The sequence below is a fragment of the Chryseobacterium sp. sg2396 genome (assembly GCF_042610505.1).
In the GTDB taxonomy this organism is placed as follows: domain Bacteria; phylum Bacteroidota; class Bacteroidia; order Flavobacteriales; family Weeksellaceae; genus Chryseobacterium.
Map to the genome: position 1 here is coordinate 218,018 of NZ_JBHGAQ010000004.1, position 12,363 is coordinate 230,380.

Genomic DNA, 12,363 nt, shown 5'->3' on the forward strand with positions numbered 1-12,363 from the left:
CAATGATTTAAACTTTACGTAAAACAATTCACCGGATATTCCTTTACTTTCGTCTTTTTTAGGATGAATAAAGGAATATTCTCATTTTTAGTGCTTGCTTTTTCCCTGTTTCCGGCGCAGCAAAAACCGGTGCAGATTGCTTTTCTTTCGGATGTGCATTTCCAGGATCTGTACGGAAGCTTTTCAGACAATGATTTTAAAGGGATTACTAATCCCGGAACGGGAAAATCCACGATTCTCAGGACCATGGATTCGCAGCTGCATTCAACCCGGATTTTCAACGAAAACTATTTCGCTTTCCTGAAAGCACTGGACGATATTGCGGCAAAAGGAATTAAGATCGTAGCGATGCCCGGTGACTTTTCGGACGACGGGCAGGCCTACAACATCCGCGGGCTGCACCGGATCCTCGACCGGTACCATCAGCAGTACGGAATTGATTTTTACCTCACCACCGGAAACCATGATCCTGTTGGTCCGTTCCGCCAGGAAGCCGGAAAGGGCGATTTTCTCGGGCAGGACGGCAATCCTCTGGGAATATACAGCCGGGAAAATATCGGGAAAACCTATCCTGAAATCATTACGAAGGACATTGCTGAATCCGGGTATCTGGAAATTCTGCACGAACTGAAAGACTTCGGGTTCTATCCGAAAAAGAAAGATCTGTTCTGGAGCACGCCTTTCAGTTCTGTAGTTATTGAAAATTATTCCTATGAAAAAATATTGGCGAATGCCGGTTACGATAAAAGAATGTACGAAGTCGCCAAAGGATTTTCCGTTCCTGATCTCAGCTACGTCGTGGAGCCGGTAAAAGGGATCTGGCTGATGGCCATCGACGGCAATACCTACCTTCCGAAAAACCTCAGCGAAAATCCCGGCAACCCTTCCAATTATAAAGGAGCCAGTATCGGGTACAATAACGTTTTAACCCATAAAAAACACCTGATCGACTGGGTAAAAAGGATTACCTCGGAAGCGAAACGAAACGGTAAAACGGTGATTGCCTTTACCCATTATCCGATGATCGATTTCAATGACGGAGCCACCGGTGAAATCAAAAAGCTGCTGGGTGAAAAGAAATGGCAGCTGGAACGGGTTCCGGAAGAAGAAGTCGCCCAAGCCTTTGCAGAAGCCGGACTGGCTGTCCATTTTGCCGGGCATATGCACATCAATGATACGGGCATCCGGAAATTCGGGGAGAAGATGCTGGTGAACATCCAGGTCCCTTCCCTGGCGGCCTATCTTCCGGCGTATAAAATACTGACCGTCCAATCTCATGATCGGATGGAAATCACCACCGAAGTTTTAAATGATGTCCCCAACTTCAACGAGTTGTTCCCGCTTTATGAAAAGGAATACGAAGCTTTACGAAAGGATACAACAAAGATCCTCTGGAATAGGGACATCCTGAAAACAAAATCCTATCACAATTTCATGCTGTTTCACCTGAAGGAGTTGGTTCGCCTGCGGATGATCCCCGGTGAATGGCCGGATAATTTTATAAAAAGAGCCAAAAAAATGAATGGGGAAGACCTGTTGCTGCTTGTTCATACCAAAGCGCAGTTAAAAAAGAAAGGAATTGATGCTAAAGCTTTCAGGCTGTGGAATGTTGAAGATCTTCTGCTCGATCTGTATAAATTTCAGTCGGCGGATGAGCTGGCGAAAAAGGATATTCCTGAAGAAAGGCGTCACCAATATCGGATAATGGAGGAAATATATGAAAAGAGCGGAATAGAAGATGCGTTTATTACACAATTGAAAGCGGTTTTTAAAATACTTTCCAAACTATCCTCAGGAGATCCCGCCGACCATTTTGTAATCGATCTGGAAAAGCAGAAGATTAAAAAATTGTAGTAAAGCACCCGCATATTTCGCAGATCTTTGCATTTAATGTCCTGTGCCATCTGTGAAAAACACTTGTGTCCTTTTTGTTTAAAAATCAGAAAAGACCGCCAGTAATCCGGCTGCCTTTTCCTTTATAAATCTAATCGTAAAAAATGTTCTATTTTCCGGTTACCGGATTTTTCCTTTCATAGCTGTTGTTGTCAAAGCTGATTTTATAGTTTGACTTAAACAGTGTACTCTGCTGATAATAATCGGTTGTGATCACCTGTGCCCCGCTTGCTTTTGCCTTTTCAAATCTGGAATAATCTTCTTTCCTCGCTTCCATCGTATCGGCATCGGCCCTCGTCCGGACAAGGTACCCTTGTTTCACCAGCCCGGTAATTTCGGGACCCGGATCATTCCGGAATAAAACCGCTGCTTCAGCAGTTCCCGGTTCTGAATTGGTAAAAACCATCCTCCCTTTCAGCGACGGATGTCCTTGGATATACAGATCCCGGTTTTCACTGTTGTTGTCGAGAACAAATAAGAATTTTCCTTTTACATCTTTCACTTTTGGCCAGTGTTTATTGAGAACCGCTGCATTTAAAGTGGGATAAGAACCCCGGATCTCATCAGGCGTAATGATTTTATTCTTCCCCAAATACTTTTTAAGTTCACCATCCAGCTCATCGAAAAGCTTTGACGTATAATGTTCCGGTTCGGTGCCATACGCGTTGGCTTTTCCGTCCTTGGTTTCCAGCGTAATAAAAACCGGATCGTGATCGGGATGCGAATCCGACCATTTTTTCAGGTCTTTCAGACAGTCTTCCAGCGTGTAATATTGCGTCTGGTAATCGATATCGGTAATATGGATCATTTTATATCCCGGTTTTTTCATCTTTCCTTCCGGATCGAAAGGCTGCGCAGTTTTTACCAGGTCTAAAATTTTCGGGTGGGCATATTTCCCGCCTTTGCTGTCGGCATACACATCAATTTCAAGATTGCGGAGCCCCAGGTCAAGCTGTTGCGGGATCGGGATATGCTCATACTGAATTCTCGGAAGCAGGTTGAGCGAATCCCTTTTGGAAAGGTATTCATAGAATTCCGGAAGGATGGCTTTTTTGTAGGAATTATGAGAACCGATCACCTGGATCTCGTTGATCTTCATCTCTTCGAGCTTTGGGGCCTGTGCCTGCATAAGAATAAAAGAAGATAAACATGCACCTAAAAAAACTGCCTTTTTCATGAATTCAGAATTTGTTTCAGCGAAAATAGCAAGTCTTTTTGCGACGGTACTTATACAATATGTTAAGTCTTTTTTACGGTTGTGTAAATTGCAAAAATACGCTGTCTGTAAGTCGTTGAAGATGAATGAGGTCCTATGATCTCCAAAAGGGACATTTATATTTATTTGACTTTAAGATAATATTAGGTTAAAATCATTTCAGCTTAAACGTTTTTACTTTGTACCCCGAAAATAAAAACTAACGGGGCCTGAAATGAAAACCACTGTTGCGGGAACAACAGCGGCTTTTATCAAGCAATGTAACGTCTTGCAATTACTTTACTTAAAGATATGTACCACAAAATTAATTCTTTTACATTTAAAAAACTAATTCCGATCGCCTTGATTTTCCTGGTGGCCCATCAGGTTCATGCAGAAAGGCTTCCGGCACATGATGCCGTAGCTTTGCAGGCAAAGGAAAGCATCACCGGGAATGTAACCGATCAGGATGGTTCGGCCGTAGAAGGCGCCAAAGTGACGGTTGTAGAAACGGGAGAAACGGTTACCACGGATGCTTCCGGAAATTTTACGGTTTCGGCTGCCATCGGACAGACGTTATCCGTTTCCTATGACGGATATGCCGCGCAGATGGTGAAAATTTCAGGCCCGGTTGTTTCCATCAGCCTGAAATCTAAAAAAGGGGCCACTTCCATTGAAGAAGTAACCCTGGTGGGATACGGTTCGCAGAAAAAATCTGATCTTACAGGAGCCATCAGCCAGCTGAAAGCGGAAAATTTCAAAGAAGGGATGAATATCTCCGTCGATAACCTGATGCAGGGTAAAGTAGCGGGGGTACGTATTGTGCAGACCAGCGGTGAGCCGGGAGTCGGCGTGAATGTTTCCATCCGGGGGATCGGATCCATCAGAAGCGGAAGTACGCCTTTGTTCGTAGTAGATGGTGTTCCATTGAACAATGATCCGGTAAGTGCCCAAAGCCCGAATGTAGGACTGGGAAATGTACAGGCAAAAAACCCTTTGAACTTTTTAAATACCAACGACATCGAATCCATCACCGTATTGAAAGATGCTTCTGCAGCCGCGATCTACGGAGCCAGAGGATCAAACGGGGTGGTATTGGTGACGACAAAAAGAGGAAAAAAAGGAGAGCCGATGTTTACCTACGACACCTATTTGGGATTCTCTTCGGTAATCAAAAAACTGGATGTGCTGACGGCAGACGAATATCGGGCAGCAGGAATCAATAAGCTGTACGACCACGGTGGAAATACCGACTGGCAGGATGAGATCTACCGAAATGCGGTTTCTTCCAATCATTCGGTTTCTTTTTCCAAAGCAACGGATACGGGAAGCTATTTTGCATCCGTTTCCCATATGGATCAGGACGGGATCGTACTGAACAGCAGCTTCAAGAGAAACACCGCCCGGATCAACGCAGAAGAATCTTTTTTTGATAACAAAAGGCTGAAAGTAAAGGTAAACCTTACCGCAAGTGATATCAAAGAAACCGGAATCCCGAATGGCGGAAACGCCGGGTCCGACGGGCAGCTGATCATCCATGCGCTGATGGCCAACCCTACGCGTTCGGTATACGATGAAAACGGAAATTATACCAATTTCAACATGAATGCCCACTACAACCCGTTGTATTTGCTGAGCGTGTACAGTGACAAAACCAATACCTTCAGGGTGCTGGGGAATACGGAAGCCACGCTGAGGATTTTACCGGGACTGAATTACAAATTCAATCTGGGAATCGATAAAACCATCTCGGAAAGGAATACCACCATGTACCCGAACCTTACCGACCGGACACCGAAGGGTGTATATGTGCAGGCTAATCTTGATGCTTACAATGTACTCCTGGAACATTACCTGACGTATGATTTTACGCTGCAAAGGCATAATTTCAGTCTGTTGGGCGGTTTCTCCTATCAGAAATTCAAAAATACCGGAACGTATTTCGGCGTAAAAGATATTGCAGCACAGGGAGCAGGAATTGCTCCGGAAATCAATCCGGGATATTCGGGAACGGCATTTGTTCCGGGGGCCGGCTACGCTCAGGAAAATGAGCTGCAGTCGTATTTCGGAAGGGTAAACTATAACTTCGATAAAAGATATTTAATCACGGCCTCCCTGAGGGCGGACGGTTCCACCCGTTTCGGGACGAACAACAAATACGGATATTTCCCGTCAGTAGCTGTAGGATGGACGGTTTCCAATGAAAATTTCCTGAAAGGAAATGCGGTAATCAACGAACTAAAACTAAGGGGAAGCTGGGGGCAAACCGGAAATCAGGAAGTTCCGAACAAGATCACCCAGGCAAGTTCTTCACTGACCCAGGCTTCAGGATATTATCTGTACAGTAATTTAAATCTCATCAACGGGGTTTCCATCAACAGAACGGTAAATCCGGATCTTAAATGGGAAGTGGTGGAACAGACCAACATTGGGGCAGACTTCAGCCTTTTCAGAAATAAGCTATACGGATCATTGGAATATTACCATAAAACGACAAAAGATCCGATCCTGAATATTCCTTCCCGACCGTTGAGTCCTACCAGCAATGTATGGAAAAATGTGGATGCACAGATTGTAAACAAAGGGTTTGAATTCTCTTTAGGTTCGGAAATCATCAGAAACGAAAATTTTACATGGAATTTGGATGTGAACGGAGCAACGGTTAATAATGTGGTGAAAGACCTTCCGGTTTCAGCAATTTATTCAGGAGAGGTTTCAGGGCCGGGACTTTCCGGGGTTACGGCAAATATTTACAAAAATGGTTATGAAGCCGGTTCATTCTATATGTATAATTACCTGGGGGTAGACGCCAATGGAAAATATATCTATGAAGACCTCAATGGCGACGGAAGGATCGATCAGAATGACCGTAAAATTTTTGAAGGGGCCATTCCGAATTTCACCTTCGGGATCAATTCCTATATGAAATACAAAAATTTTGATTTTGCCTTTTCATTCATCGGGCAGACCGGTGGGTACCTGGTCAACAATACAGCACTGGATTTAAACATTAACAACCTGGCCTCCGACCGGAATGTGCTGAAAAGCTTTTATGAATCAGGCGCCAGCTTCACCAATCAGCCCCAATTGTCTTCCCTGTATCTTGAGAAATCAGACTTTATCCGTCTGAATAATGTAAGGCTGGGATATACCTTTAATATGAATCAGCTGAAATTCCTGAAAAGTATCAATCTGTATGTAAGTGCACAGAATGTATTTACGATAACCCAATATTCAGGTTACGATCCGCTGGTGGATACCAACAAGCAGGTCGGAGGAAACCAGTCGCTGGGAATCGATTATACGACTTATCCTTCTGCCAAGACCTTTGTCCTGGGCGCAACCGTTAAATTTTAATTAAAAGAAATTATGAAATCTAAATTTTTAAATATCAATACCTTTGTCTTATCCGTGGCCGCAATGGCTTTGGTAGGATGTACCAATCTGGATGAGAAAGTAATCGACGAGGTGCTGGGTTCTGAAGTGGCCGATCCTGAAGCGGCCCTGGCTGCAGCTTACAGCCAACTTGGTGAAGGGACTTTTGTTGACCATGGCGGCGTTTTCGCTCTGCAGGAATATTCTACCGATGAAGCGATTCTGCCGACCAGGGGAAGCGACTGGGGCGACGGCGGAAAATGGAGAGCCATGCACGAATTTACCTGGGATGCCAACAGTGATGTGGTAAAGAATACCTGGAATCAGCTGAATTTCGGGATCACCAAATCCTTAACGGCAATCGCCAGTGCCAATAAAAGCACTGGGGCTAATAAAGCTTTGTTTCTGGCTGAAGCGAAAGGTTTGCTGGCATTTTATACCTATACCACGATCGACCTCTTCGGGCAGGCCCCGTACAGGGATCCTGAAAACATCAACGCCCCGATCGAAATCCGGAAAGCGGAAACTACCATTGATGCTTTAATTACGGAAGTGGAGGGGCTTATCCCCAATCTTGCCGATATTAAAACCCAGAATACCCATGCAGGAAGGTTTACCAAGCAGGCCGCATACGCATTGCTTGCTGATATGTATCTGAACAGGGCCGTTCTGAAAAATAAAACAGCCAGCACCTTCAGCTTTAAGGAGCAGGCGATCAACGGAGGCGGAACGGATATGGATAAAGTGATCCAGTATTCGAACCTGTTGATCAACAATTCTCTTTTCAGCCTCGAATCCAATTATTTCCACAATTTTGATATCGACAACGATACAAGTAAGGAAATGATTTTTGCAGTAGTTCAGAAGAAAATTGCGAATTCGGATAAAGGGTCCGATAATGACCTGGCCTATATGTCCATGGAAAGAATCCAGAAGCCCTCGCCGGATAACAGAGGAACAAACGCCTCCTGTGTAACTCCTGAATTTTATTATTCCTGGGACGGAAACCATAGCGATCCCCGTTTCCAGAGAAGCTACCAGTATTCCGATGGGACATGGTTCAGAAACGACGGCACCGATGTAAGCGTACCGTCTACCAGCAAAGTGGAAGGAACGGGAAAGCCTTGGTTCCATTTCAACAGAGGCCTGCAGGTGGGGCAGCAGTATGGCCCTAAAATCGTTAATGGAAATTTTGATATGACAGCAGACGGAAGAATTAAAGTTTATAAACTCTTCACGGAAAAAAATACAACGCTGGCTGCGGATTTCACACCTGATCTTAATTTTGATAATCCTTCGGAAGCAGTCTTTACCCAGGCGCAGATCAACAGAGGGGTAAGAAACTTCAAGTTTGAGTTTGATCCCGGCTATGGAAATAACGGAACGAGCGGGGTTGATGTTCCTTTATACCGATTGGGAACCATCTATATGATGAGAGCGGAAGCTTATTTCAGAAGTGAAAATATAACGGCAGCTCTGGCAGATGTTAATAAACTCAGGCTAAGCCGGACGAATGATGCCTTGAAAGGCAATGCTCCGGGAGTTGCGCTTACTTCTCTGGATGCCAATACTTTATTTAAGGAATCGGGCTATGAGCTGTATTGGGAATTATACAGGAGAAAAGCCATGATCCGCTTCGGGAAGTTTGATCTTGCGGGAACGGCAAAACCGGCTACCCAGCCTTACCGGAGAATTTTTCCAATCCCTCAGTCCACCATTGATGCTTCAAAGGATTTTACCCAGAACCCTGGATATTAAGACGGTTATTTCTTTTTATAAGACGATTATTTTTGTAAACAAAAAGCGAAGGGATGATTCTCTTCGCTTTTATTTTAGGCTTTGTTTCAATTATTCTGCATTCAGCATCCCCAGCTCCCCGAAATGCTTTTTGAATTTCTGGATTTTCGGTCCGACTACCGCGCTGCAGTATGGCTGGGTCGGGTTGTCATTATAATATCCCTGGTGGTATTGTTCCGCCGGCCAGAATTTTTCGAATGGGGTCAGTTCGGTCACGTAGGTGCCGGCCCATCTTCCGGATTGTTTGGATTTTTCGATGGCTTCTTCGGCTTTTGCCTTTTCCGCGTCGTCTTTATAATAGATTACGGAACGGTATTGGGTCCCGATATCATTGCCCTGCCTGTTGAGCTGGGTAGGATCATGCAGGAAGAAGAAAACATCCATCAGCTGTTCGTAAGAAATAACCGCAGGATCGTAGGTAATCTGCACCACTTCCGCATGGCCTGTTATGCCTGTACATACTTCTTCATAAGTAGGATTGTCTTTATGCCCTCCGGAATATCCTGAAACGGCAGATTGTACCCCTTTCAGCATATTGAAGCAGCTTTCTACACACCAGAAACACCCGCCCCCGAAAGTGATCTGTTCTAAATTATTGTTGTCCATTGTTGTTTGATTATTGTCGTTAAAATATTTTTCTCTTCAAGGAATAGGATGGAGAAAAAACCTATCAAAAATAAGGAAAACTTTTCCAATTTTCGCGCCATCTTCCGTCTCATCAGCAAATGATGATGATAGATCAGACAAATTACTGAAGCTTTAAGTGACGAAAATCTGCGTCATCTGCAAAATCTGCGTGCTGTTTTTTTTAACGCAAAGTTTTTTACTCTTAAATCCGCATATTAAGTGAGCAAAGGACGAATCAGCAAGCTGATTGATGAAGGTAACGTCCACTTCGTGCAGCAGATTGATCTGCCTTGCCCCCTGAAATGAGCGGTCTGTGATAGATCTTTTCGTTGAAAAAATTATGCAGTAAATCGGTCACCTGCCAACATCTGCGTGCTGTTTTTTTAACGCAAAGTTTTTTACTCTTAAATCCGCATATTAAGTGAGCGAAGGATGAATCAGCAGGCTGATTGATGAAGGTAACGTCCACTTCGTGCAGCAGATTGATCTGACTTGCCTACTGAAATGAGCGGTCTGTGATAGATCTTTGCGTTGAAAAAATTATGCAGTAAATCGGTCACCTGAAAAAATCTGCGTGCTGTTTTTTTAACGCAAAGTTTTTTACTCTTAAATCCGGATATTAAGTGAGCTAAGGATGAATCAGCAGGCTGATTGATGAAGGTAACGTCCACTTCGTGCAGCAGATTGATCTGCCTTTGCCTCCTGAAATGATCGGTCTGTGATAGATCTTTGCGTTGAAAAAATTATGCAGTAAATCGGTAACCTGAAAAAATCTGCGTGCTTTTTTTTAACGCAAAGTTTTTTACTCTTAAATCCGGATATTAAGTGAGCTAAGGATGAGTCAGCAGGCTGATTGATGAAGGTAACGTCCACTTCGTACAGCAGATTGATCTGCCTTTGCCTCCTGAAATGAGCGGTCTGTGATAGATCTTTGCGTTGAAAAAATTATGCAGTAAATCGGGGTCATCTGTTTAGTCTGCGTGCTAATTTTTAATGCAAAGAATCATACAGGCATCAATAGGATGGGCTTCAGCCCATTTATAGGAAGGTTCCATGACCGGCTTTAGCCAAATTCAGATATCGGTAGGCTCTAATCAGTAAACCTGTATTAATTCAATAATTCGCAAAAAAAAGCACCCTGAAAAGGATGCTTATGTATTTTAAATGAATTTCAATTATTTTTCCCAAACCAAAGCGCTGGCTCCTAAGATGGCAGCATCCGCTTCGTCCAGTTCACTGAAAACCAGTTTTACTTTATTTCTGAAAATAGGGAGTAAGTTTCTTTCCATGTGAAGTTTTGTCGGTTTCAGAATAAAATCGCCGGCCTTGATCACTCCGCCAAAAAGAAGGATAGCCTCAGGAGAGGAGAACATCACGAAATTGGCCAGCGCCTCTCCCAGTTTCTGCCCGGTGTAGCGGAATACTTCGATGGAGATGGGATCGCCTTTTAAAGCACATTCGTGAACGGTTTTAGAATTGATGGATTCTTCAGGATATTGGTTCAGGATGGATTCCGGGAATTCAGCTCTCATTTTCTTGGCTGTGATCGCGATTCCGGTGGCGGAGGCATAAGCTTCCAGGCTTCCTTCGGAACCGGTGCTCCAGTGTTTCCTTCCGCCGGGTTTTACGATGGTATGTCCCAACTCTCCGGCAAATCCGTCATGTCCGTAGATCAGCTTGCCGCCTGCAACGATTCCGCTTCCTACGCCGGTCCCCAGGGTAATCATGATAAAGTCTTTCATCCCGCGGGCTGCGCCAAAAAGCATTTCTCCGATAGCCGCAGCGTTGGCATCATTGGTAATGGTGCACGGAAGGCCGAATTTTTTCTTCATCAGGTCTGCAAAAGGGATGGTGCCTTTCCAGGGAAGGTTGGGTGCCTGTTCAATGGTTCCCGTATAGTAATTGGCATTAGGAGCGCCTACTCCGATCCCGTCGAAATTCTTTTCTTCTCCGTGGTTTTCGATCAGGGGAGCTACTGCTTCGTACAGGGCATCGATATACGCTTCTACGGTAGGATAGGCATCTGTGCGGATGTTTCCTTTTTCCAGGACTTCACCCCGGTGGTTTACGACTCCAAATTTTGTGTTGGTCCCGCCGATATCAATTCCGAGCGCAACGTGTTTTGACAAATCTACTAATGACATTCTGTTCTAAAATTCTAAAAGGTTAAAATTATAAAAAAGATTGTATTAATGGATTATTAACTAAATAATAATTGAAATTTTTTTTCAGGCATTTTTCACTTTTTTCTTTTTTCGCCGTCCCCACCAGATCATGAAACCGGTGACGGGTAATGAGGCACATATAAGGCTGACGATAAAAGCAATGATCTTGGTCGGAAGCCCGAGAATGGATCCTACATGGATGTCGTAATTGGCACCGACCGCTTTTTCGCCGAAATTTTTGTCTTTCATATCATGGGCATGCAGCAGTTCGCCGGAATTTTCGTCAAAGATCAGGCTGCTGCTTTTGTGATACGAATAAGACAGATGCTTTACGTATACTTCAAAATGCGGATGTTCGTGGTCGTCCATATGCTCGTGGCCTAAATCGATAGAGAATCCGTAGGAATCCGGGTATTTTGCCTTAACGGTATTGCTTATTTTATCCAGGGTTCCTTCCGTCCGCAATTCGATCGGAGCTTTGGTGGTAATGGATGAAAAATCCGGATAAGCCGTCTTTCCGCCGGAGAAAATAAAATAAATTGCTGCCTGAACGGCAAAGAAGGCATAAAACAATCCGGTAATGGAAAAGATCAGGGCAAAAATGGAAGCATAAAAGCCAAGGACATTGTGTAAATCGTAGTTCTTCCTTTTCCAGTTTTTTACATTCTGCCATCTGAAAGAAAACCGCTGTTTCCTGGCCGCTTTGTTTTTAGGCCACCAAAGAACAATCCCTGAAACCAGCATGATGACGAAGATAATCACAGGAATGCCGACCAGGTACGTTCCCCATGACTGTTTCAGCAGATAGCTCCAGTGGATCATCTTAACGATCTGGAAGAAACCGTTTTTCTCGTCGTAAGTCCTCAGAACTTCTCCGGTATACGGATTGACATACGCCACTTTGTAAATAGGAAATTCTTCAAAATAATTCCATCCATCCGGGTTGTGCTCATACCAGTAGAACAGGTAAGACATCTTTTTGTCGATCGGGATATTCACCCAGTGGACGGGGTATTTTTCTTTCACCTGATCCACGACAGCCTTTTCCAGTACTCTGATCGGAAGAACCTGCTTCTGCTCTATATTTTTTTCGTGGTGATAAATAACATCTTTCCGGGTGGCATTTTCAATTTCATCTTTAAAAACATATAAAGCGCCGGTAATGGAAATGATAAAAACCAGGAACCCGACACCCAGGCCCAGCCATAAATGCAGTTTCCCGGTCCATTTCTTAAATGTGCCGGGACTTTTTTTATGATGATGCTTTTTCCTCATGTTTTTCCTTAAGTCTGGCAAAGATAAAACTTTAAT

At 44.0% G+C, this 12,363-nt stretch carries 7 protein-coding genes; 3 read left to right on the top strand and 4 right to left on the bottom strand.

Annotated elements, in window-relative coordinates; translation table 11 throughout:
• Positions 1–63: 63 nt before the first annotated feature.
• Positions 64–1,854: a metallophosphoesterase gene (locus tag ACED20_RS06170; RefSeq protein WP_378103833.1), complete on the top strand. Its 1,791-nt coding sequence runs from the start codon at positions 64–66 to the stop codon at positions 1,852–1,854.
• A 148-nt stretch (positions 1,855–2,002) separates the two neighbouring features.
• On the opposite strand, the gene ACED20_RS06175 is transcribed toward ACED20_RS06170, so the two are convergent.
• Complete coding sequence (locus ACED20_RS06175; RefSeq protein WP_378103836.1) at positions 2,003–3,070, bottom strand: phosphatidylinositol-specific phospholipase C1-like protein; 1,068 nt, start codon at positions 3,068–3,070, stop codon at positions 2,003–2,005.
• Positions 3,071–3,400: 330 nt separating this feature from the next.
• Here ACED20_RS06175 and ACED20_RS06180 point away from each other — a divergent pair, with 330 nt between their 5' ends.
• Together ACED20_RS06180 and ACED20_RS06185 are read left to right on the top strand one after the other, a co-directional pair.
• On the top strand, positions 3,401–6,445 hold the full coding sequence (locus ACED20_RS06180; protein WP_378103838.1) for a SusC/RagA family TonB-linked outer membrane protein: 3,045 nt from the start codon (positions 3,401–3,403) through the stop codon (positions 6,443–6,445).
• A 12-nt stretch (positions 6,446–6,457) separates the two neighbouring features.
• Positions 6,458–8,221 carry a RagB/SusD family nutrient uptake outer membrane protein gene (locus tag ACED20_RS06185; protein WP_378103841.1) on the top strand — a complete coding sequence of 588 codons (1,764 nt, stop codon included), beginning with the start codon at positions 6,458–6,460 and terminating at the stop codon, positions 8,219–8,221.
• Positions 8,222–8,311: 90 nt separating this feature from the next.
• Here the strand turns inward: ACED20_RS06185 and msrA are convergent, their stop codons facing one another.
• From msrA to ACED20_RS06200, 3 genes are all read right to left on the bottom strand, one after another.
• On the bottom strand, positions 8,312–8,866 hold the full coding sequence (gene msrA / locus ACED20_RS06190) for a peptide-methionine (S)-S-oxide reductase MsrA (protein WP_294264494.1): 555 nt from the start codon (positions 8,864–8,866) through the stop codon (positions 8,312–8,314).
• A gap of 1,196 nt (positions 8,867–10,062) precedes the next feature.
• Entirely contained in the window at positions 10,063–11,031 is a 969-nt protein-coding gene (locus ACED20_RS06195; RefSeq protein WP_294199627.1) for an ROK family protein, read from the bottom strand.
• A gap of 84 nt (positions 11,032–11,115) precedes the next feature.
• On the bottom strand, positions 11,116–12,327 hold the full coding sequence (locus ACED20_RS06200; RefSeq protein WP_294199625.1) for a PepSY domain-containing protein: 1,212 nt from the start codon (positions 12,325–12,327) through the stop codon (positions 11,116–11,118).
• Between the last annotated feature and the right edge of the window lie 36 nt (positions 12,328–12,363).

What these genes read in the sequence shown, in the direction of transcription:
- ACED20_RS06170 (WP_378103833.1), top strand. Translation starts at nt 64, where the DNA reads ATGAATAAAGGAATATTCTCATTTTTAGTGCTTGCTTTTTCCCTGTTT.
- ACED20_RS06175 (WP_378103836.1), bottom strand. Translation starts at nt 3,070, where the DNA reads ATGAAAAAGGCAGTTTTTTTAGGTGCATGTTTATCTTCTTTTATTCTT.
- ACED20_RS06180 (WP_378103838.1), top strand. Translation starts at nt 3,401, where the DNA reads ATGTACCACAAAATTAATTCTTTTACATTTAAAAAACTAATTCCGATC.
- ACED20_RS06185 (WP_378103841.1), top strand. Translation starts at nt 6,458, where the DNA reads ATGAAATCTAAATTTTTAAATATCAATACCTTTGTCTTATCCGTGGCC.
- msrA (WP_294264494.1), bottom strand. Translation starts at nt 8,866, where the DNA reads ATGGACAACAATAATTTAGAACAGATCACTTTCGGGGGCGGGTGTTTC.
- ACED20_RS06195 (WP_294199627.1), bottom strand. Translation starts at nt 11,031, where the DNA reads ATGTCATTAGTAGATTTGTCAAAACACGTTGCGCTCGGAATTGATATC.
- ACED20_RS06200 (WP_294199625.1), bottom strand. Translation starts at nt 12,327, where the DNA reads ATGAGGAAAAAGCATCATCATAAAAAAAGTCCCGGCACATTTAAGAAA.